The organism is Massilia sp. LMS1-1-1.1, assembly GCF_040815535.1.
Lineage (GTDB): Bacteria > Pseudomonadota > Gammaproteobacteria > Burkholderiales > Burkholderiaceae_D > Janthinobacterium > Janthinobacterium aestuarii.
Genome location: NZ_JBFPNG010000023.1, coordinates 735158 through 756373, shown reverse-complemented (window position 1 = coordinate 756373; position 21216 = coordinate 735158). Strand labels below are relative to the sequence as shown.

Sequence of the window (21216 nt, the reverse complement as noted above, 5' to 3'; positions counted from 1 at the left end):
CAGCCTTGCACGCTGTGCCGGGGATGACAAACGGCGCCAGGAACGGCGCCAGTGCCAGCCATTCTACCTGCTTCCAGGCGGCTTGCCCGGAAGCAGCAATGCTCCTCTTCCGGCCCCTCCTTACACGATGCCGCTGCTGCTGGCGCCTGCCCTCGGTGGGCGCGCCACGCCGCGCTGCTCCCGGTAGCCGCTGCCGCGATAGCAGGCCACAGGGTCGATGGCGGCGCCCGAGCGCTGGCGCGCCATCGCCAGGATGGCGCTCACATCAGTGCGGAACGCCTGTTTCAGAGCCTGCGCCGAGGCGTGCACGTCGTTGGCTTCCTGGTGGTGGCGCAGGGCGGCGCGGTCGACCAGCGCGGACTGGATGAAGGCGCGCTGTACTTCGACGGCACTGCTCATCAGGCTTTCGATGGGGTCCGTCACATTGTGCGACTGGTCCAGCATGTAGGCGGGATGGAAGGCGGCGCCTTCGCGTTCGGCCGCGTCGGCCAGCTCGTTGAACACCAGGAACAGCTGGAAGGGGTTGATGCTGCCCGAATCGAGGTCGTCGTCGCCGTACTTGCTGTCATTGAAATGGAAGCCGCCCAGTTTGCCGAACTGCGCCAGGCGCGCGACGATCATTTCGATGTTCGTGTTCGGCGCATGGTGGCCCAGGTCGACCAGGCATTTGGCCTTCGGTCCCAGCGCGCTGGCGCAGGCAAAGCTGGTGCCCCAGTCGGCAATCGTGGTGGCATAGAAGGCCGGCTCGAACAGCTTGTGTTCGATAAATAGCTGCCAGTCGGCCGGCAGGGCGCCATAGATGTCGCGCATGCTGTCGAGGTAGCGCTCGAGCGCGCCGCGCAGATTGTGCTGTCCCGGAAAGTTGGCGCCATCGCCCACCCACACCGTCAGCGCTGTCGAGCCCAGCGCACGGCCCAGTTCGATGCATTCGATATTGTGCTCGACGGCCTGCGCGCGCACGGCCGCGCTGTGCGACGTCAGGCTGCCGTATTTGTACGACTGCGCCTGTCCGGCCTGGTCCTGGAAGGTATTCGAATTGACGGCGTCAAAGCCCAGGCCGTAAGCCTGGGCGGTCTCGCGCAGGGCGGCCGTGTCGCTGACCTTGTCCCACGGAAAATGCAGCGAGACGGCGGGCGTCGCTTGCGTCAGCTGGTTGATGACGGCGCAATCTTCGAGCTTTTCAAACACGTTGCGCGGTTCGCCCAGGCCGGGGAAACGGGCAAAGCGCGTGCCGCCCGTGCCGGTGCCCCAGCTGGGTACGGCCACGGCAAACGTCTGCGCCAGCGCCGTCAGTTTTTCAATGTCCTGGCCGCGGCGGGCCAGCACACCGCCCAGGGCCGCATAGTCGGCGTCCAGGTTCGCTTGCAGCTTGGCATTGTGGTCGGCCACCAGGCCGCTATCGATCATGGTATGCATCTTGTCTCCTTGTGCGCAGCGGCGCCATGGCCGGCTGCGTCGTTTTTTTAGATTAACGTGTAAATGCGGCCGCGTTGCCCGCGTCGACATTGATGATATTGCCCGTGCTCTTGGCAGCCTTGTCGCTGGAAAGGAAATACACGGCTTCGGCAATATCTTCCGGCAGCACGCTACGCTTGAGCATGCTGCGCTGGCGATAGAATTCCTCGATGTCGCCCGTCTCGATCTTGTTCGAGGCGGCCCGCTCTTCCTTCCACTTGCCATCCCAGATGCGCGAACCGCGAATGACGGCATCGGGATTGACCACGTTGACGCGGATGCCGTGCGGCGCCCCTTCGAGCGCGATGCAGCGGGCCAGATGGATTTCCGCCGCCTTGGCGGTGCAATAGGCCGAGGCGCCGCCCGACGCCACCAGGCCGTTCTTGCTGGCGACAAACACCATGCTGCCACCGAGCTTCTGCTGCTGCATGATGCGGAAAGCGGCGCGGCTGACGAGAAAGTAGCCGGTCACCAGGATCGACTGGTTGCGTTCCCACATCTCCAGGGTCGTTTCTTCCAGCGGCGCCGAGGAAGCGATGCCCGCGTTCGACACCAGCAGGTCGATGCCGCCAAAGCGCAGCGCGGCCGCGTTCAGGATGGCCTCGACGTCGTTTTCGGCCGTGATGTTTGCGCGCACCGTGGCGATATTGTCGCGTCCCGCCACCTTCAGCAGGCTCTGCTCGGCCTCTTCCAGCGCGGCGCCGTCGATATCGGTCAGCATCACGCACGCACCTTCCTGCAGCAGCTGGCGCGCCACGGCCTGGCCGATGCCGCCGCCGCCGCCCGTCACCAGGGCGATGCGCCCGGCCAGGCTTTTGGGTTTGGGCATGCGCTGCAGCTTGGCTTCTTCCAGCAGCCAGTATTCGATATCGAACGCTTCCTGTTCCGGCAAGCCCACATAGGTGTCGACGCCATTGGCGCCGCGCATCACATTGATGGCATTGACATAGAACTCGCCGGCGATGCGCGCCGTGGCCTTGTCCTTGGCGAACGACAACATGCCCACGCCGGGGATCAGATAAATGATGGGGTTGGCGTCGCGCACGGCGGGGCTGTTGTCGTGCTTGCAGCGCGTGTAATAGGCGAGGTAGTCGGCGCGGTAGGCGGCCAGTGCCTCGTCCAGGCCGGCGACCAAACGATCAAAATCAGGATAGGCCGGATCGAAGTCGATCACGAAGGGGCGGATCTTGGTACGCAGGAAGTGGTCGGGGCACGAGGTACCGAGCGCGGCCAGCGGCAGCAGGTCGGCGCTGCAAACGAATTCAAGCACGTTGGCGCTGTCGTCGAAGTGGCCCAGCTTGTACTCGTCCTGGCTGATCTTGCCGCGCAGCAGCGGCATCAAACGCTGCGCCAGGGCCGCGCGCTCGTGCGCCGGCAAGGGTGCGGACTTGGCGCCGCCGAACGCCGGCTGCGTCGTGTTGGCGGCCAGCCAGTCTTCCGCGCGCTTGATGATGGCCAAGGTGGTTTCATAGCAGGACTTGGCCGTATCGCCCCAGGTAAACAGGCCATGGCCTTCGAGGATGATGCCTTTCAAATGCGGCTGCGACTGCGACAGCGCTTCGAGTTTCAGGCCCAGGTCGTAGCCGGGTCGCTGCCATGGCAGCCAGCCCAGTTCGCCTTCGAAAATCTTGTGCGTCAGCGCCTGGCTGTTGGCGCAGGCGGCGATCGCGATCACGGCGTCCGGGTGCATGTGGTCGACATGCTTGCGCGCGATGTAGGCGTGCAGGGGCGTGTCGATGCTGGCCGCGCGCGGGTTCAGATTGAAAGTGCAATGGGGCAGGTAGGCGACCATTTCATCTTCCAGCGCCAGGCCACGGTAGCGGCCCTTCAGCGCGCGCAGCTTGTCCATGTACAGGGTGGAAAAGCCGTCGAGCTTGATGCTGCCCAGGTCGCCGCCGGAGCCTTTCACCCATAGCACCTCGACCTCGTCGCCGGTCAGGTGATCCGTCATGCGGATCTTGGCCGAGGTATTGCCGCCGCCGAAATTGGTGATGCGCATGTCGGAACCGAGCAGGTTGGAACGGTACAGCAAAAGCTCCGGTTCGCTCAAGGTCGCGGCGTGCGCATCGTCCCATAGCGAGGCCATGGGCGCAGGTGGTGTGGTATCCATCGTGGCGGTCATACAGTGTCTCCATTCTTGGTTGTGCGTGCGGATCGCCATGGCCGCATCTGTGTGCGGGACGCCATGACGGCAGCACTCAGTAGAAGCCAGCGTGCCAATCATGTCAATCAACAAGCAATCAAAAACGTGAGGGAAACGCAAATAATCACCAGGTTGATTGGAACTCCGATCACGCATTTGCGCGCTATGCAAATAATCACGATGTTGATTGATTGATTGTTGACATGCACTGCTCAACTGCTTAGGCTGGCTCACCGATAAAGAAGTCGTCCCCGGGCAGCTGGTACGGGAGAGGGCTCAAAAAGGAGACAACGTGGTTAATCACAAACGCCGCAAAGGCTTGCTGAAACTACTCGCCGAACATAGCGTGGCGAGCGTCGACCAATTGGTCGGCTGGCTCAATTCCTCGCCGGCGACGGTGCGGCGCGATATCGCCTGGCTGGCCGAGCGCAATTTGCTGACCCGCACCCGCGGCGGCGCCGAGAGCCTGCCGCAAAAAAAACAGCGCACGTTTGCGCTGTCGGGCGAAACCTTTCAAAACAACCTGGACCGCTGCGCCGCACAAAAGCGCGCCATCGCCCGCCACGCCTGCGGCCTGTGCGCCGATGGCGACACCATCATCATCAATGGCGGCACCACCACCTACCGAATGGTCGAGTTCCTGGTCGACAAGCGGCTGAAAATCCTCACCAATTCCTTCCTGATGGCCGAGCGCCTGCTGATGTCCAGCGAGAATGAAATCATCCTGCCCGGCGGCAAGGTGTATCGCGAGCAAAACGTCATCCTGAGTCCCTTCGACAACGACATCAGCCAGCATCATTACGCGGGAAAAATGTTCATGGGCGTATACGGCCTGTCGATGCTGGGCTTGATGGAAGCGGATCCCCTGCTGATCCAGGCCGAGAAACGCCTGATCAGCCAGGCCGAGGAGTTGATTGTCCTGGCCGACAGTTCCAAGTTTGCCAGGAAGGCAGGCCTGATCCTGTGCGGCCTGAACCGCGTGTCCTGCGTCATCACGGACACGGGCGCTTCGGACGCGGCCGTGCAGATGCTGGAGCAGTCGGGCGTCAAGGTACTGGCCGTGGCCCCCGAGGCGATGGCGGCGCCGCTGTCGCCGGCGGAGCAGGCGTGGCAAGAGCAATAGGCAATACCTAGTCAGTGGAAAAACAGAGGGCTGGAGACATGGTGTCTACCGCCCCGGCAGCAACAATAAAAAAGGAGACGCGGCATGAAATTGAACAAAATGATGGTGACGGCATTGAGCATGTGCATGATCGGCTGCCTGGCCGCCAGTGCCCAGGCGGCGGAAAAAATCAAGATCGCCATGGTCGTCAAGAGCCTGGGCAACGGCTTCTTCGACGCCGCCCACGAAGGGGCGAACGAGGCGGCCAAGCAGCTGGGCGACGTGGAAGTCATTTACACGGGCCCCACCACGGCGACGGCGGAAGGGCAGATCGAAATCATCAGCTCGCTGATCAGCCAGAAGGTCAGCGCCATCGTCATTTCCGCCAACGATGCCAATGCGCTCGTGCCGATCACCAGGAAAGCCATGCAGCGCGGCATCAAGGTCATTTCCTTCGACAGCGGCCTGGCCAAGGAGGGGCGTTTGATGCAGCTGAATCCGTCCAGCCCGGCCCTGATCGGCCAGAAGCAGATTGAAATGGCGGCCGACGCCATCGGCGGCACGGGCGAGATCGCCATCCTGTCGGCCACGGCGCAGGCGACGAATCAGAACATCTGGATCGGCGAAATGAAAAAGACGCTGGCCCAGCCTGCGTACGCCAAGATCAAGCTGGTGGCCACCGTGTATGGCGACGACCAGTCCGACAAGAGCTACCGCGAAGCGATCGGCCTGCTGCGCAGCAACCCGAACCTGAAAGCCATCATCGCGCCGACCACCGTGGGCATCAATGCGGCCGGCAAGGCCGTGGTCGACGAGAAACTGGTGGGCAAGGTGTATGTGACGGGCCTGGGCTTGCCGTCGGAAATGGCTGGCCACGTGAAGAGCGGCGCCGTGAAAAGCTTTGCCATCTGGAACCCGATCGACCTCGGCTACGCCGCCACGTATGCCGCCCATCAATTCGTCACCGGCAAGGCCAGCGGCAAGCCGGGCGAAAGCATCGCCGCCGGCCGCATGGGCAAGCTGACACTCGATGCGGGCGGCGAAGCGGCGCTGGCGCCGCCGTTCACCTACAACAAGGATAACGTCGACAAGTTCTCGAAGATATTCTGATTTGTTTGTGTACCGACGGCCGTAGGTCGGATCAGGCGCGAAGCGCCGTAATCCGGCATCACCGGTAAAGCCAACAATGTTGTCGGGTTACGCGCTGGCGCGCTAACCCGACCTGCGAATATCTCTCAAGTGTGAATGGCTATGTCACAGAATCCCCCTATTGCGCAGAACGCGGCGCCGGTGTTGCGCCTGCACGGCATCTGCAAGCACTTCCATGGCGTCACCGCGCTGAAAGACGTGGCGCTGACGGTACGCGCCGGTGAAGTCATGGCGCTGATCGGTGAAAACGGCGCCGGCAAGTCGACCCTGGTCAAGACCCTGACGGGCATTTATCAACCGGATGCGGGCAGCATGGAACTGGGCGGCAAGGCTGTGCTGTTTTCCAACCCGCAAGATGCGATGGATGCCGGCATTACCGCCGTGCACCAGGAAACCATGATGTTCGACGAACTGACGGTGGCCGAAAACATCTATATCGGGCGCCAGCCGCAAACGGGTTTTCCGCCGCGCATAGACTGGCCACGCATGGCGGCCGAGGCCGAGCAGATCTTCGCGCGCCTGGAAGTGCAGCTGCCGGTGCTGGCCAAGGTCAAGGAACTGAGCGTGGCGCAGCGCCACTTCGTGGAAATCGCGCGCGCCCTGTCGCAAGAGGCGCGCGTGGTGATCATGGACGAGCCCACCGCCTCGCTGTCGCAGCGTGAAATCCATGAGCTGTACCGCATCATCGCCCAGCTTCGCGCGGCGGGCACGGCGGTGATTTTCATTTCGCACAAATTCGATGAAATCTTTACCGTCGCCGACACCTATACGGTGCTGCGCGACGGCCATTTCGTCGCCGCCGGCGCACTGGCCGACATCAGCGAGCCGCAGCTCGTGTCGCTGATGGTCGGGCGCACCATTCAGCAAGTGTTTCCCAAGGTCGATGTCCCCCTGGGGCCAACCTTGCTGGAAGTGTCGCAACTGTGCCATGCGACGGAATTTCACGACGTCAGTTTCTCCGTGCGGCAAGGCGAAATCGTCGGCTTCTACGGCCTGGTCGGCGCGGGCCGCTCGGAAGTGATGCAAGCGCTGTTCGGCCTGACCGAGGGCGTGCGCGGCACGATCGCCATCGCCGGCGAGGAAGTGCGCATCGGCTGCGCCAGCGACGCCATCCGGCACGGCATCGCGTATGTGCCCGAAGACCGCCAGCACCAGGGCGCGCACCTGTCGATGTCCATCGTGCAAAACATCACCTTGCCGATTCTGGACAGCATCGGCTTTTTCCTGCGGCCACGGCGCGCGCAAGAGACGGCCATCGCGCGCCACCTGAGCGAGCAGCTGGAATTGAAAGCCAGCCACTTTACGCAGATGGTGTCGGAATTGTCGGGTGGCAATCAGCAAAAAGTCGTGCTGGCCAAATGGCTGGCCACCAAGCCCCGCGTGATCATTCTCGATGAACCTACCAAGGGCATCGATATCGGCTCCAAGGCGGCCGTGCACCGCTTCATCAGCGAGCTCGTCACGCAAGGCCTGTCCGTGATCCTCGTCTCGTCCGAACTGCCGGAAGTGCTGGGCATGGCGGACCGCATCGTGGTCATGCACCAGGGCCATATCCACCGCGTCTTTCCGCGCGCTCAGGCGACCCCGGAAAACGTCGTCGCCGCCGCGTCCGGCAGCGGCCATCCGATCGAGGAATTGACATGCGCTATCTGAAGCAACGTGAAATCCAGCTGGCACTGCTGATCGTGCTGCTGGTGCTGCTGGTGGGCCTGCGCTCGCCCGTTTTCCTGACTCCGGGCAGCCTGGCCAACCTGCTCACCGACAGCACCTTGCTGATCATGCTGGCGCTGACACAGATGTTCGTCATCATCACGCGCGGCATCGACCTGTCGGTGGCGTCCAATTTGGCGCTGTCGGGCATGCTGTCGGCCTTGCTGGCCGTGCAGTATCCGCACTTGCCGCTGCTACTGGTGGTGCTGGCGGCGCTGGGCATCGGCCTGCTGCTGGGCCTGATCAACGGTTACCTGATCGGCTACCTGGACCTGCCGCCCATCGTCGTGACCCTGGGCACCATGAGCGTGTACCGGGGCCTGGTATTCGTGCTGTCGGGCGGCGCCTGGGTATCGTCGCACCAGATGCCGGCCGCCTTCATCGACTTCCCGCTGGCGCGCCTGCTGGGCGTGACGCACCTCGTATGGATCGCGCTGGCGGCCATCCTGGCAACCTGTTTCCTGGCCCGCTACACGCGCTTCGGCCGCGACCTGTATGCGATCGGCAACCAGCCGCAGGCGGCCCGCTATGTCGGCATCGCCACGGCGCGCCGGCTGCTGTGGACGTATGGCCTGTCGGGCCTGATGGCAGGCCTGTGCGGCTATCTGTGGGTGGCGCGCTACGCCGTGGCGTATTCGGAAATCGCGTATGGCTTTGAATTTACCGTGATCGCCGCCTGCGTGATCGGCGGCATCAGCATCGCCGGCGGCGCCGGCACGGTGGGCGGCGCGGTGCTCGGCTCGCTGTTCCTGGCCGTCATCAACAATGCCTTGCCCATCGTCAAGGTCTCGCCCTTCTGGCAAAGCGCGCTGACAGGGATCGTGATCCTCACGGCCGTGCTGCTCAATGCGCGCGGCACCAGGAACATGGGCCGCCAGATCTTGCCGCTCACGCTGCAAGCCCCTTCGACCCGCAGGAGCGCCGCATGAACGCCACCTCACAGACCTTGCACGGCGAAGCGCCGGACAGCGCACCCGTGCGCTCGCGCTATACCATCCTCGACCGCAAGGCGCACCGCATCGGCCAGTATTTTGCCCATTGGGAAGCGTTATTGGCGCTGCTGCTGATCGCCGTGTTCGCGGCCAACAGCGTGCTGCTGCCGAATTTCCTCGACGCCTACAATCTGGCCGACAGCACCTTCAACTTCAGCGAGAAGGCCCTGATCGCGCTGCCGATGGCCTTGCTGATCATTTGCCGCGAGATCGACATTTCCGTCTCTGGCATCCTGGCGCTGTCCTCGGTGGCGATGGGGTTTGCGCATCACCACGGTGTGCCGCCGCAAGGCTTGCTGTTCGTCGCGCTGGCCATGGGCGCCCTCTGCGGCTGCCTGAACGGCGTGCTCGTCACGCGCTTCGCCCTGCCATCGATCGTCGTGACGATCGGCACCGTGGCCCTGTTCCGCGGCCTGGCCAGCGTGATCCTGGGCGACCAGGCCTACACCGGCTATCCGCCACTGCTGATCGACTGGGGGCAAGGCTATTTCTTCGACATCGTGCCGCGCCCCTTCGTCATCTTGCTGGTGTTTTGCGCGCTGTTTGCCGTGCTGCTGCATGCGACCAGCTGGGGCCGGCGCATCTTTGCCATCGGCTGCAATCCGGGCGCGGCGCGCTTTTCCGGCGTGGCCGTGGACCGCTACCGCTTCGCCCTGTTCGTGGCCACCGGCGCCATGGCGGGTCTGGCCGCCTGGCTGCTGACGGGACGCATCGGCAGCACGCGCCCGAACATCGCCATGGGCTGGGAACTCGAAGTGATCACCATGGTCATCCTCGGCGGCGTGAGCATCGCCGGCGGCAAGGGCAGCATCGGCGGCGTGCTGCTGGCCGTGCTGCTGCTGGGCATGGTCACGTATGGCCTGGCGCTGCTCAATATTCCTGGCGTCATCATGACGATTGTCGTCGGCATCTTGCTCTTGATCACGATTGCACTGCCGCGCCTGTTGAACCGCAAACACACCCGGAAATAAACCATGCAACAGATCGCTTTCAAGATGCAGCTCAAGCCTGGCCATGCCGCCGAATATCAACGCCGCCACGACGCCATCTGGCCCGAGCTGGCCAGCCTGCTGCAGGAGTCCGGCGTACGCGACTACAGCATCTTTCTCGATGAGGATACGGGCGCGCTGTTCGCCGTGCTGCGCCGGATGGAAGGCCACACGATGGAGGCGCTGCCGCAGCATCCCGTGATGCGCCGCTGGTGGGCGCACATGGCCGACCTGATGGAAACGCAGGCCGATGCGTCGCCCGTCGCCGTGCCTTTAACCCCCATGTTTCACCTCGCATAAGGACGGCCGTGACCATCGACGCCACCGTAGTACTCGATATCGGCAAGACCAATGCCAAGCTGACCCTGCTCGACGCCGCCGGCGCCATCCTGGCCGAAGAGCGCCGCCCGAACAGCATCATTCAAACAGGGCCGTATCCGCACCACGATACGGAGCGCTTGTGGGACTGGCTGCAAACGGGCCTGGCCGCCTTTGCGCGCCTGGCGCACGTCACCGCCATCGTGCCCGTCACGCACGGCGCCACGGCGGCGCTGGTCGACGATGCCGGCCTGGTGCTGCCCATCCTCGACTATGAATCGACCTTGCCCCAATCGCTGGCGGCCGAGTATGCCAGCTTGCGGCCGGCCTTTGCCGACAGTCTGTCGCCGCAATTGCCCTGCGGCCTGAACCTGGGCTTGCAACTGTTCTGGCTCGCCAGAACTTACCCACAGGAGTTTGCCCGCGCGCGCCATATCCTGACCTATCCGCAATACTGGGCCTGGCGGCTATCGGGCGTGGCCGCCAGCGAAGTGACCTCGCTCGGTTGCCATACGGATTTGTGGCAGCCGCAGCAAGGGGTCTATTCGTCGCTGGTGGAGACCATGGATTGGGCGCCGTTGTTTCCCCCACTGCAAGCGGCATGGACGGCGCTGGGACCGGTGCTGCCGCAGTGGCGCGAGAGCAATGGCTTGCTGCCCGATTGCCAGGTGCTGTGCGGCATCCATGACAGCAATGCCTCGCTGCTGCGTTATCTCGATGCGCAAGAGCAAGCCCAGCCGCGCACGGTCTTGTCGACCGGCACCTGGGCCATTGCCGCCGCCTTCGGCGCGCCCCTCGGCCGGCTCGATGAAACGGCCGACATGCTGGCCAATGTGCATGCGCTGGGCCAACCCGTGGCTTGCATGCGCTTCATGGGCGGGCGCGAATTTGCCGTGCTGGCGGGCAGCGAACCTCAAGTGTGCGGCGTGGACGATATCGCCCGCCTGGTCAAGCAGGGTACGCTGGCGCTGCCCTGTTTTGCCGAGTCCGGCGGCCCCTTCGTCGGGCAGGCGGGGCGCATCGCCGGGCCAGCCCCACGTACGGCCCAGGAACGCTATGCGCTGGCCACCCTGTATTGCGCGCTGATGAGCGACTATTGCCTCGATGCCCTCGATGCCCAAGGCGCCGTGACGGTGGAAGGCAGCTTCACGGACAACCCGCATTTCGCCGCCCTGCTGGCGGCCTTGCGGCCAGGGCAGGAAGTGAGCGTGTCGCAAGACGCCAGCGGCACGACGTGCGGCGGCTGGATGCTGCACCGCTGGGGCGAGGTGCCGGCGATGGGGGCGACGCTGGAGCCCATGATGGACGTGGCTGGTTTGACCGCGTACCGTGCGCGATGGAGGGCGATTTGCAGGTCGGATTAGGTCTACAGGATCGTCATCCGACGACACCACCAGCGCTGGCCAACAATGTTGTCGGATTACGCGCTGCGCGCTAATCCGACCTACGTAAATGTTTTCAACCAGGCAAAAAAATGCCCTGTCCGCAGACAGGGCAACCCGGAGTAAAGTACAGCGCGAGGGGATTAACCGGCGGCTTTGACTTTCAGCTCGTTCTTGATTTCTTTCACGCCGCTCACGGAAGCGACGATCTGCACGACGCGGTCACCCGCTTCGGCGCTCGGCACGTCGCCCGACAGGACGACCACACCTTGCTGGGTTGCTACCTTGACTGGCAGGGCGGCGGCTTGCGCATCGGCGCTCAGGGCGGCCTTGGCCGAGGAAGTGATGGTTTCATCAGGGACGGCTGCGGCAGCGTTGGCGGCCACGACGGTGTCAGCAGGAGCTTGTGCTTTTGGTGCGGAGTCAGCGGCATGCGAAGCGGTGATCGAGGCGCCCGACAGTACGACAGCGGCAACCAGGGTATTGAACAGTTTCGATGTTTGCATGGTAGTTCCTCTCAATGAAGTTAAAAGCTTCTTACTTGGATAAAGCAACACTTTGAAGCGTCACATCTACCCATACAGCAAGCGCCGTGCCAGCTTTTAAATTTCCTTGAAAATCAATGACTTACATTCCAACTTGATTTTTCCAGCCCGTTTTGCGGCGATCTGGCCGGAAAAACAGGGCTTTTTGTCGCCTGGCAGCGACAGCTTGTGGCAAGACCGTCAATGTTTTACGCCAAGCCCCTGATTTTTAACGCTTTATTTTTGTCGCTATTCAGCGACAGGGTCGCCATCGGCCCGGAACAGGGCCGGCGTCAGCTCATATTTCTGCAATAAGCGGTAGAACTCCGTGCGGTTGCGGTCAGCCAGGCGGGCCGCATCGGCCACGTTGCCGTCCGTCAGGCGCAGCAACTGAATCAGGTAGTCGCGCTCGAAGCGCTGCTTGGCTTCGTTGTAGCTGAGCGCTTCCAGCGACGGCACGCGCAGCGCACGCTGCACCAGGGACAAGGGCACCAGCGGCGCCGTGGCCAGCGCGCACACTTGCTCGACGACATTGACCAGCTGGCGCACGTTGCCGGGCCATGGCGCCGCCACCAGCGCAGTCAAGGCGTCGGGCGCGAAGCCGTTCAACGGTTTTTGATACTTGGCCGCCAGTTTCTGCAGGAAATGGTTCGCCAGCAGGGCGATGTCTTCGCGGCGCTCGGCCAGCGGCGGCAAGGTCAAGGTCACGACATTGAGCCGGTAATATAGGTCTTCGCGGAATTGCCCTTCGGTCATTGCCACGTCCAGGTCGCGGTGCGTGGCCGACAGCAAGCGCACGTCTACCGGACGCGTCTGGTCGGCGCCAACGGGGCGCACGGCCCGCTCCTGCAACACGCGCAGCAGTTTGACTTGCAGCGGCAGCGGCATGTCGCCGATCTCATCCAAAAACAGGGTGCCGCCATCGGCCGCCTGGAACAAGCCTTCGCGGTTGCCCACGGCGCCCGTAAACGAACCTTTCACGTGGCCAAACAATTCCGATTCCAGCAGCTGCTCGGGAATGGCGCCGCAGTTGACGGCGATGAACGGCGCCTTGGCGCGGCGGCTGGCGTTGTGCAGCGCGCGCGCCAGCAACTCCTTGCCCGTGCCGCTGGGACCGCGAATCAGGATGCTGGCATCGGACCCGGCCACCAGCTTGGCTTCGGCCAGCAGCTCGGCCATCTGCGAACTGCGACTGATCAGCTCGGCACGCCAGCTCTCGTCGCCGGACGCTTGCGCCGGCATGACGGTGGACAAGTTGATCGCATACGCTACTTTTTCCATCAGCAGCTTGCCATCGAACGGTTTCGTCAGGTAGGCAAACGCGCCGCGCGCTGTCGCGTCGACGGCGTCCGGGATGGTGCCGTGGGCCGTCAGCAGGATGACGGGCAGGGCCGAATGCTGGCGGCGGATTTCATCGAACAGGGCCAGGCCGTCGCGGCCCGGCAATTGCACGTCGGTAATGACCAGTGCCGGCAATTCCACGGCCAGGCGCGCCAGCGCCGCTTCCGCGCTGCCCACGGCCGTCACCCGGTAGTTACCCGCCTTGAGGCGGATGGTCAGCAGGCGCAGCAGGTCGGGATCATCGTCGACCAATAAGATGTGGGCGTGCTCGCTCATTTCGGCGCTCCCGCAGCAGGGCGCACGGACAGGCTGCGCTCGATGTTTTTCAGCGCCTCGAGTTTTTCATTGAGCAAGTCGATGCGGCGCTGGGCGTCGCGCAACTGCGTGTTGAGCTTGTCGATGCTCTCTTCCTGGCGGCGCAGTTCCGCATACTGGCTGCCCAGCAATTGCGCCAGCGGCGCCAGCAGTTGCGCATCCTTGCTCGTGGCCGTGGCCAGCGGTTCCAGCGAGGCTTGCGCGCGGGCCAGGTCGCCGGGGCCGCGCAAGGCCGCTTGCAGCATGGCACGACGTATGGTGTTGTGCGGCGCATGGTCGGCTTTCGCCAGGTCCAGCTGCGCTTTTACCAGTTCCGACGGCGTCATCAGGCGCAGGGCGCTTTGATACGCGAGCAGTTCGGTCAGCTGGGGATCGGCCACCACCACGACGCGCGGCGGCGTTTGCACGAGCACGGGCGTCTGGACGGGGGGCTTGGCGGCGCAAGCGCCCAACAGCAATGCGCAGGCGGCCATGGCGGCCAGGGAAATTCTCGTCATCATAAGGGCAGTTCTATCCGAAAATGCGCGCCGGCGGGGCGCGGTAAAAGAGTGACGCTGCCATCGTGGGCGGCGATATATTCGCGCACGATGGACAGGCCGATGCCATTGCCGTTGCGCGCGCCAGCCACCTGGCGCACTCCCTGGTAAAACGGTTCAAAAATACGCGCGGCATCCTCGGGCGCCACGCCGGCGCCCTCGTCGATGCAGTCGATGCGCACGCGGCCACCTTTGCAAGACAGGGCAAACCGCACGGTGCCGCCTTCCGGGCTGAAGCGTACGGCATTCGACAACAAATTGGCCAGGGCCGTCGCCAGCTTGTCGCGGTCGGCCTGCACGATCAGGGATACACCCTGCACTTCAACCGTCAAACGGCGCGCCAGCCATTGCAGGCGCTGGCCGGCCACCACATCTTGCAGCAAGACGAGCAAATCGACCTTGCTGTGCGCCAAGTGCTGGGCGTCAAAAGCGGCGGTATTGTAGCGCAGCAAGTCCTCGATTTGCGTTTGCAAGGACGCCGTGTTTTGCTGCAGGATGCCGGCGATTTCGCGCTGGCTATCGCTGAGCTTGCCTGCCACCTCGTCTTCCAGCAAGGCCACGCCTTCGCGCAGGGCCGCCAGCGGGGTTTTCAGCTCGTGGGAAATATGGCGCAGAAAACGTTCCTTGTCGGCATCGAGGTCGGCCAGGCGCTGGCGCAGCCAGTCCAGCTGCTGGCCCAGGCGGCGCGTGTCGGCGGGGCCGCCGACGACGATGGGTTGATCGTAGCGCTTGTCGCCGAGGCGCTCGATGGCCGTCTCGATGCGGCGCAGCGGACGCGACAGCAGGAAGCCGAAGCAGGTGGCCAGCACGGCCGCCAGCAGCACGGCGCCGCCCACCAGCACGCCCAGCAGGCGGCGCTGGCGTTCCAGCTCGGCCAGCAGGGCATCGTTGCGGCTGCCGATTTCCGTCTTGCTTTCGCGCGCCAGGCTGTCATTGATCTGCGTCATGCGGGCAAACGCGCGGTACACGACGGCGTGGCCATCGCGCTTGCGGCGCTTGCCTGCCTGTAAAACTTCCCACGCCGATTGCGCCTGCACCGTCCATTCGTCGGCCAGCTGGGGAGCGAACTCGGGCGTGGCACGGTTCAGCACTTGCAGCGCCGCCGTCGCTTCGTCGCGGGCCGCCGCGAAGCGCTCGCGGAACACGGGGTCGTCCAGCACGAGGAACTGGCGCGCGCTGCGCTCCATGGCCAGGGTGCGCTCGGACAGGCGCTGCGACTGTTCCGTCAGAGCAATCGCCTGCGCCGCCGTCTCACGCCCCAGCCGCGCCAGGTGTTCGAGGGTCAGCAAGGCTTGCACGGAGGTGGCCGTCAAAATGCCCGTCGTCAAAATGAAGGCGGCAAATAACAGTTGGCGAAAGGAAAGTCGGGACAAGGTAGGCGCCTTCGGTTCAGTCTGGAATGCAAAAGGCGCATGGTACGCTAAGCCTCCATTGCGGGGCGCCAGCTGTCAAAAATAGCCGATTTGGCAACCTTGTTGCTTTTGCGCCCGACAAGCAAGCGTCGGCGGCGGCGCGCAGATACTCCTAGTACAATAGGGAAAAACTTCATACAGGCATCAAAGTGGCCCCCAGCCCTGGCATTGCGCCACTTTGCCCCCACATGTGATGCAGCCCCACCGACACTCCGAATCACCTACCGCAGAGATCCCATACCGCATGAGCACATTTGAAAAAGTCAGCAGCAACTTCATTCCAGTCTTGCAGGCAACCATCGAGCAATATGTCGAGCCAGCAACGGGCATGCGCCATATCCACATGCATACCGAGCAGGCTGAGATGGTGTTCCTGGTGGCCTTTCCCACTGTGCCCGAAGTGAGCGACGGACGCGCCCACATCCTTGAACACCTGGCCTTGTGCGGCTCGTCGCGCTACCCGGTGCGCGACCCGTTCTTCTCGATGCTGCGCCGCTCGACGGCCACGTTCATGAATGCGATGACCTATGCGGACCGCACCGTGTACCCGTTCGCCAGCACCGACCGCAAGGATTTTTTCAACCTGCTCGACGTGTACCTCGATGCGGCCTTCTTCCCGAACCTCGATTACCTGAATTTCCGCCAGGAAGGCTGGCGCCATGCGTTCGAAGGCGACAAGCTCGTGTACCAGGGCATCGTCTTCAATGAAATGAAGGGCGCTTTCAACAGCCCCATGCGCGCGCTCGACAGCGGTATCGCCAGCGCCTTGCTCAAAGGCACGACGTATGAAGTGGAATCGGGCGGCGATCCGCTCGACATCCCCGAGCTGACGCATGACATGCTGAAAGCATTCCACGCCAGCCACTATCACCCTTCGCAAGCCGTGATCATGACCGCCGGCAATATCGAAGCGTCGGCCGTGCAGGAGCAAGTCGCCGAGCGCGTGCTGTCCAAGCTCAGCGGTTTCTCCGAACGCCGCCTGCCGCAGCTGGCGCCCGCGTGGGCCGCGCCGCAGGAAAACATCGTCAAAATTCCGTCGCAGGAAGCGCGCGACGATGAGTTCGGCCTGCAATTCGCCTGGCTGATGGGCGAGTCGAGCGACCCCATCGCCTACTACCACGCGCATCTGCTGTCGCACGGCTTGCTCGGCGAATCGTCGGCGCCCGTCATGCGCGCCATGGAATCGGCCGGCTATGGCCGTCCATCGGACATGAATGGCCGCGACGCGGGCATCCGCCAGATGGTGTTCCACATCGGCATGGAAGGTTTAACCAAAGAACAGATCGCCGACGCGCACCAGCGCATCTGGACGGCACTGGAAGAGACGGCGGAAGAAGGCATTCCTGCCGCCGTGCTGCACGCGGCCTTGCGCGACATCAAGTACAGCCAGCGCGAAATCAGCAGCGGCCGCATGCCTTACGGCCTGGGCCGCTTGCTGCACGCCTTGCCGCTGGCTATGTATGGCGGCGACGTGATGGACGCCTTCGACAATGCGGCGATTCTGGAAACGCTGGAACAGCAGATCGAAGACCCGGCCTTCTTCAAGCAACTGGTGCGCGAGCTGATTGCCAACCCGACCCGCTTGACGACGCACGTGGTGCCTGACAGCGCCTACTTCACGGCCCGCGCCGCCCAGGAAGACGCCAAGCTGGCGGCCCTGCAAGCGACGCTGACGGATGCCGAGCGCGAGCACATCGTGGCCGAGTCCGCCGCGCTGGAAGCACATCAGCAACTGCCATCGAATTCCGAAGTCTTGCCGCGCATTCGCCCTGGCGACGTCAGCGCCTTGCCACGTCCGGCCTTGCCGATTCCGGCCGCCGTCAATGGCGCCGTGGCGTTCAGCATTGCTTCCAACGGCATCAGCTATGCCAACGTGCTGTACGACGTGTCGAACTTGCCGGAAGCGTCGTGGCCATGGCTGCGTTTGTACACGGACCTGGCGCCGGAACTGGGCGTGGGCGACATGTCGTTCGACGACGCCAGCGCCTGGCGCCAGAGCATGGTGCCCTCGTTCCACATCGGCCTGGAAGCCATTCCCCGTCCGCAACAAGCGATGCGCGTGGAACTGTCGTTCTCGGCCAGCGGCTTGCGCGAAGAACACGCGGCGATTGCCGCCGTGCTGTCGGCCTGGATCGCCAAGCCACGCTTCGATGAAGAAGAGCGCCTGGCTTTCCTGATCGAAAGCCTGGTGCAAGACAAACTCTCCAGCCTGGCCGAATCGGGCAACCGCTACGCCATGCTGGCCTCGGCAGCACCGCTGTCGCCCACGCGCCGTTTCGACGACATCGTCGGCGGCCCGGCAGCCTTGCCGTTCTACCGCCGCTTGCAGCAGCTGAGCAAGACGTCCGCAGGCTTGCAGGAAATCGCGCGTGAACTCGACACCCTGCACGCGCACATCATCGCCCAGCAACCGACCGTGCTGTGCGCCGGCCTGGAGCAGGATGGCATCACCCTGGCCCGTTTGCTGGAATTGCCGGCAGCCAGTACAGATGCGGCCGCCCCGGCAGAAACCGTCGCACCTGCCGCTTTGCCGCTGGCCAATACGGCCCTGCATGCGACAAGCCAGATCAACCATTGCTTCGTTTCCTGGGCCGTGCCGGGTGTGCACAATCCGGACGCTTCCGCCTTGGCCGTCGCCGCCGAACTGATGACCAACCAGGTGCTGCATACGGCCCTGCGCGAAAAAGGCGGCGCGTATGGCGGCAGCGCCAGCTATGCGGCCGGCGCCGGCACCTTTACATTGAGCTCCTACCGCGATCCGCGCCTGGCCGGCACGTTCGCCGACTTCGGCACGACGCTCGATCAAATCCTCGACGGCGATTTCTCGCAGGAACAAGTGGAAGAAGCCATCATCTGCGTCATCAAGGGCCTCGACAAGCCGCATTCGCCGTACGCGGAAGCGCTGACGGCGTGGAACATGCAGCAGCGCGGCACGACGGAAGCCGTGCGCCAGCAGTTCCGCACCGGCGTGCTCAATTGCACCCTGGAGCAGATCAAGGCCGTCACGCGCACCTGGCTGAAAAACGGCCAGCCGAGCCGCGCCGCGTTTGCGGGCAATACGACGCAGGATCTGGCCGGGCTGGAAGTGGTGGATTTGCTGGCGCTGGCTTCCTAAGCTGGGCAGGCGGATCATGTCGGATTACGCGGCGTGCCGCCGCTAATCCGACACCGCCACGGGCCAACAATGTTGTCGGATTACGTGCGGCCCTGCCGCACTAATCCGACCTACGATGCTATTGGGGGACAGAATTAGATTCCATATACATCAATTCCCACTGGTGCCCATCGGGATCCTGGAAACTGTGCCCGTACATGAAGCCGAAATCCATCGGCTCCTTGTAGATGCTGCCGCCCGCCTGGACGGCCTTCGCCACCAGATCATCGACTTCACCGCGGCTCTCTGCCGACAAACACACGAGCACTTCCGTCGCCACCTTGGTGTCGCACAGCTGCTTGGGCGTAAATTGCTTGAATTTGTCGTGCGTCAACAGCATGACGAAAATGTCGTCGGCAACGATCATGCACGTCGCCGTTTCATCCGTGAAATGGGCATTGAAACTGAAGCCCAGCGCCGTGAAAAACGCGACGGAACGTTCCAGCGACTGGACGGGCAGATTGACAAATATTTTGCGGGCCATCATGTCTCCTTGTGGGTCGTATGAGTATGTGCTGCCCGCCGATTCTACACCGGCTATTCAGCCCTTCGCGCGCGCCACGGTCTTCGGCGCGTAGCCGAAATAGCGGCTGAACGCGGCGCTGAAATTGGCCGGGTGGCGATAGCCGGTTTGCCAGCCCGCCTGCGCCACCTGGCAACCATTTTCCAACAGTAATTTTGCCCGCTGCATGCGCAGCGCCAGCAGGGTGCGCTGGGGGCTGTCGTTGTAGCGGTAGCGCCATCCCTGCTTGAGCTTGAACAAGCTCAGCCCCGCTTGCGCGCACAGGTAATCGAGCGTGAGTTCCTGCGCCATCTGTTCCTGCATCAGCGCGTGCACGCGTTCCAGTTTGGCGATATCGGTCTCGGACCAGCGCGGCACGGCAGAGGGCGCCGGGCGCAGTGCCCGCAGCTGTTCCGCCAGCAGGCTGAGCACGCTGATATGCACGGCCAGCGGGTCCGTCGCGCGCAGCAGCGAGCGGGCGTGCAGGGCACAGGCCGCCGTCGTGGCCGCATGCGCCAGCTGGCGCGCGCCGCCGTCGGGCAGCAGGGACGCCAGACCTTCCGGCCAGTAGCGCGCCAGCGCTTCTTCACCCACCAGCACGCGCAATTGCGCCGCCCGCTGATTCGCCTCGAACCGGCGCTCGCCGCTCGTGTGGCGAAACGCCGTCACCGTCGTATGGCCGCCCCGGAAACGCAATTGTTCGCCATCGCGCGTGACGTAGGCGGACGCGCCTTCCAGGCCGATGGTAATCACCATGCCGCCCCCGTCGTCATGCTTCGATTGCTCGACGAGCGCCAGCCGTGGGCGGTAATCGGAATGCACGAGCAGCAAGCCCTGGTCGACCTGGCGCTGATCGGCGCGGCACTCGCCCATCCCCGGGTCCAGCTGGCGCCGCGTCCAGCCTGCCGCTTCCCTGTCCTGTTCCATCATCGCTCCTCCCTGTCCTTGCGCGCCGTCGCGCATACGAAATACGCCGTGCCGCATACAAATGCAAATGATAATTATTCTCATTGTTGCATAAAATAGCTTCCATGCCCATCTCGCCGAAAGGAAGCACCATGCCGTTCACGTCGCAACACACTTTGCAACCGTACTGGGACCTGGCCGTCGCGCCCGTGCAGGCGGACGGGCTGGCCGCCGCCCTGGAACTGGGCATTTTCGATGTACTGGCCACACCGCACACGCCGGCGCAGCTGGCCGACACCCTGTCGCTGCATGCGCCGCACACGGCGCTGCTGCTGGAACTACTCTGGAGCATGCAGCTGCTGGAGCGCGACGGGGCCGACGCAGATGCCCAGCGCTACCGCTGCACGGCCGCCACCTTGCAGTACTTCTGCCGCAATTCCGTGGCCTTTTGCGGCGACGCCTGGCTGTACCGGCTGCATGCGCTGCGCCACTTTGCGACGCAGCTCAGTACGCTGGTGCGCGACGGCGGCAAGGCGGCGCCGTACAACACGGCCAACGGGATCAACTGGGCCGCCGCCGCGCAGCAGCAAATTGGCCAGGAACAACGCGCCGTCACCATGCGCGCGGCCCTGTCCGTGATGCAGCGCATCGCCCCGTTTGCGGACGGCAACACGCCCTTGCGCCTGCTCGACGTGGGCGGCGGGCCGGGCTGGGTTGCCATTGCGCTGGCGCAAGCCCATGCGGGCTTGCACGGCTGCGTTTTCGACTGGCCGGAAACGGTGGCCGTGGCGGCCGCCAACATCGCCCATGCGCAACTATCCGACCGCCTGGAAACGGCGGGCGGCGACCTGGGCTGCGACGATATCGGCAGCGGCTACGACCTGATCTGGTGCTCGTCCGTGCTGCATTTCGTGCCCGACATGGCGGGTGCCTTGCGCAAGATGCAGGCGGCGTTAAAACCCGGTGGCGTACTCGTCTGCGTGCAGGCGGAAATCGCTCCGGCACCTAGCGATGCGGCGCGCGTGCTGCCGTATTACTTGCCGATGCGCATGCTGGGCCGCACGGTGACACGGCACGGTGAATTGGCGCAGCTGCTGCGCGACACGGGCTGGAAGCAAGTGGAGCAATACGGCGCCAGCGATTTTCCCATGGCGCCCATGCAAGTGCTGATTGCTCGTACCTAACAATTACCATTTAGTAATTATCTTTTTTATAGCAAAAAGGGATACAAATGCGCTAAGCTGTGCCAGCATTGATCGATGTCATCCGCAGCATTCTGCTGCCTC

The 21216-nt window shown here is 63.7% G+C and carries 17 protein-coding genes; 9 read left to right on the top strand and 8 right to left on the bottom strand.

The window, feature by feature from the left end; translation table 11 throughout:
- Positions 1-120: 120 nt before the first annotated feature.
- Together rhaI and MRBLMS1_RS18420 are read right to left on the bottom strand one after the other, a co-directional pair.
- Positions 121-1416, bottom strand: a complete 1296-nt coding sequence (gene rhaI, locus MRBLMS1_RS18425) for an L-rhamnose catabolism isomerase (protein ID WP_485880920.1) — start codon at positions 1414-1416, stop codon at positions 121-123.
- A 52-nt stretch (positions 1417-1468) separates the two neighbouring features.
- Entirely contained in the window at positions 1469-3577 is a 2109-nt protein-coding gene (locus MRBLMS1_RS18420; RefSeq protein ID WP_485880918.1) for a bifunctional rhamnulose-1-phosphate aldolase/short-chain dehydrogenase, read from the bottom strand.
- A gap of 313 nt (positions 3578-3890) precedes the next feature.
- On the opposite strand from MRBLMS1_RS18420, the gene MRBLMS1_RS18415 reads away from it, so the two are divergent.
- The 7 genes from MRBLMS1_RS18415 (at position 3891) to MRBLMS1_RS18385 (ending at position 11222) form a co-directional block, all read left to right on the top strand.
- Positions 3891-4721, top strand: coding sequence for a DeoR/GlpR family DNA-binding transcription regulator (locus MRBLMS1_RS18415; protein ID WP_319991946.1), 831 nt, complete (start codon positions 3891-3893; stop codon positions 4719-4721).
- A 102-nt stretch (positions 4722-4823) separates the two neighbouring features.
- A complete protein-coding gene (gene rhaS, locus MRBLMS1_RS18410) occupies positions 4824-5810 on the top strand; it encodes a rhamnose ABC transporter substrate-binding protein (protein ID WP_485881043.1) in 987 nt (328 codons plus the stop codon).
- Between the two features lie 141 nt (positions 5811-5951).
- Positions 5952-7502 carry a sugar ABC transporter ATP-binding protein gene (locus MRBLMS1_RS18405; protein ID WP_223279062.1) on the top strand — a complete coding sequence of 517 codons (1551 nt, stop codon included), beginning with the start codon at positions 5952-5954 and terminating at the stop codon, positions 7500-7502.
- Complete coding sequence (locus tag MRBLMS1_RS18400) at positions 7490-8488, top strand: ABC transporter permease (protein ID WP_139092107.1); 999 nt, start codon at positions 7490-7492, stop codon at positions 8486-8488. The genes MRBLMS1_RS18405 and MRBLMS1_RS18400 overlap by 13 nt, the downstream gene beginning before the upstream one ends.
- Positions 8485-9522 carry an ABC transporter permease gene (locus MRBLMS1_RS18395; protein WP_485880914.1) on the top strand — a complete coding sequence of 346 codons (1038 nt, stop codon included), beginning with the start codon at positions 8485-8487 and terminating at the stop codon, positions 9520-9522. The genes MRBLMS1_RS18400 and MRBLMS1_RS18395 overlap by 4 nt, the downstream gene beginning before the upstream one ends.
- Before the next feature lie 3 nt (positions 9523-9525).
- On the top strand, positions 9526-9840 hold the full coding sequence (gene rhaM, locus MRBLMS1_RS18390) for an L-rhamnose mutarotase (protein WP_456148105.1): 315 nt from the start codon (positions 9526-9528) through the stop codon (positions 9838-9840).
- 8 nt (positions 9841-9848) lie between these two features.
- Positions 9849-11222 (top strand): FGGY-family carbohydrate kinase, encoded by a 1374-nt coding sequence (locus MRBLMS1_RS18385; RefSeq protein ID WP_485880911.1) that lies wholly within the window; start codon positions 9849-9851, stop codon positions 11220-11222.
- Positions 11223-11383: 161 nt separating this feature from the next.
- Here the strand turns inward: MRBLMS1_RS18385 and MRBLMS1_RS18380 are convergent, their stop codons facing one another.
- From MRBLMS1_RS18380 to MRBLMS1_RS18365, 4 genes are all read right to left on the bottom strand, one after another.
- Complete coding sequence (locus MRBLMS1_RS18380) at positions 11384-11746, bottom strand: BON domain-containing protein (RefSeq protein WP_338680239.1); 363 nt, start codon at positions 11744-11746, stop codon at positions 11384-11386.
- 267 nt (positions 11747-12013) lie between these two features.
- Positions 12014-13381 (bottom strand): sigma 54-interacting transcriptional regulator, encoded by a 1368-nt coding sequence (locus MRBLMS1_RS18375; RefSeq protein ID WP_070303182.1) that lies wholly within the window; start codon positions 13379-13381, stop codon positions 12014-12016.
- Positions 13378-13920, bottom strand: a complete 543-nt coding sequence (locus MRBLMS1_RS18370; protein ID WP_223279060.1) for a hypothetical protein — start codon at positions 13918-13920, stop codon at positions 13378-13380. The genes MRBLMS1_RS18375 and MRBLMS1_RS18370 overlap by 4 nt, the downstream gene beginning before the upstream one ends.
- The gene (locus MRBLMS1_RS18365) at positions 13917-15329 is read right to left on the bottom strand and encodes a HAMP domain-containing sensor histidine kinase (protein ID WP_485880907.1); all 1413 of its coding nucleotides are present in this window, start codon (positions 15327-15329) and stop codon (positions 13917-13919) included. Before MRBLMS1_RS18365 ends, MRBLMS1_RS18370 begins: the two co-directional genes overlap by 4 nt.
- A 283-nt stretch (positions 15330-15612) precedes the next feature.
- Between MRBLMS1_RS18365 and MRBLMS1_RS18360 the strand changes: the two genes are divergently transcribed.
- On the top strand, positions 15613-18483 hold the full coding sequence (locus tag MRBLMS1_RS18360) for an insulinase family protein (RefSeq protein WP_485880905.1): 2871 nt from the start codon (positions 15613-15615) through the stop codon (positions 18481-18483).
- Between the two features lie 118 nt (positions 18484-18601).
- Here MRBLMS1_RS18360 and MRBLMS1_RS18355 read toward each other — a convergent pair whose 3' ends face one another.
- Entirely contained in the window at positions 18602-19006 is a 405-nt protein-coding gene (locus tag MRBLMS1_RS18355) for a VOC family protein (protein WP_456148110.1), read from the bottom strand.
- Positions 19007-19063: 57 nt separating this feature from the next.
- Entirely contained in the window at positions 19064-19954 is an 891-nt protein-coding gene (locus MRBLMS1_RS18350; protein ID WP_485880903.1) for a helix-turn-helix transcriptional regulator, read from the bottom strand.
- Positions 19955-20082: 128 nt separating this feature from the next.
- On the opposite strand from MRBLMS1_RS18350, the gene MRBLMS1_RS18345 reads away from it, so the two are divergent.
- Positions 20083-21114, top strand: coding sequence for a methyltransferase domain-containing protein (locus MRBLMS1_RS18345; RefSeq protein WP_485880902.1), 1032 nt, complete (start codon positions 20083-20085; stop codon positions 21112-21114).
- The last annotated feature ends 102 nt before the right edge of the window (positions 21115-21216 follow it).

Excerpts from the sequence above, each read along its gene's own strand:
- MRBLMS1_RS18375 (WP_070303182.1), bottom strand. The coding sequence starts at position 13,381 with ATGAGCGAGCACGCCCACATCTTATTGGTCGACGATGATCCCGACCTG.
- MRBLMS1_RS18345 (WP_485880902.1), top strand. The coding sequence starts at position 20,083 with ATGCCGTTCACGTCGCAACACACTTTGCAACCGTACTGGGACCTGGCC.
- MRBLMS1_RS18420 (WP_485880918.1), bottom strand. The coding sequence starts at position 3,577 with ATGACCGCCACGATGGATACCACACCACCTGCGCCCATGGCCTCGCTA.
- MRBLMS1_RS18400 (WP_139092107.1), top strand. The coding sequence starts at position 7,490 with ATGCGCTATCTGAAGCAACGTGAAATCCAGCTGGCACTGCTGATCGTG.
- MRBLMS1_RS18360 (WP_485880905.1), top strand. The coding sequence starts at position 15,613 with ATGAGCACATTTGAAAAAGTCAGCAGCAACTTCATTCCAGTCTTGCAG.
- MRBLMS1_RS18405 (WP_223279062.1), top strand. The coding sequence starts at position 5,952 with ATGTCACAGAATCCCCCTATTGCGCAGAACGCGGCGCCGGTGTTGCGC.
- rhaI (WP_485880920.1), bottom strand. The coding sequence starts at position 1,416 with ATGCATACCATGATCGATAGCGGCCTGGTGGCCGACCACAATGCCAAG.
- MRBLMS1_RS18370 (WP_223279060.1), bottom strand. The coding sequence starts at position 13,920 with ATGATGACGAGAATTTCCCTGGCCGCCATGGCCGCCTGCGCATTGCTG.
- MRBLMS1_RS18350 (WP_485880903.1), bottom strand. The coding sequence starts at position 19,954 with ATGATGGAACAGGACAGGGAAGCGGCAGGCTGGACGCGGCGCCAGCTG.
- rhaM (WP_456148105.1), top strand. The coding sequence starts at position 9,526 with ATGCAACAGATCGCTTTCAAGATGCAGCTCAAGCCTGGCCATGCCGCC.
- MRBLMS1_RS18380 (WP_338680239.1), bottom strand. The coding sequence starts at position 11,746 with ATGCAAACATCGAAACTGTTCAATACCCTGGTTGCCGCTGTCGTACTG.
- rhaS (WP_485881043.1), top strand. The coding sequence starts at position 4,824 with ATGGTGACGGCATTGAGCATGTGCATGATCGGCTGCCTGGCCGCCAGT.
- MRBLMS1_RS18395 (WP_485880914.1), top strand. The coding sequence starts at position 8,485 with ATGAACGCCACCTCACAGACCTTGCACGGCGAAGCGCCGGACAGCGCA.
- MRBLMS1_RS18355 (WP_456148110.1), bottom strand. The coding sequence starts at position 19,006 with ATGGCCCGCAAAATATTTGTCAATCTGCCCGTCCAGTCGCTGGAACGT.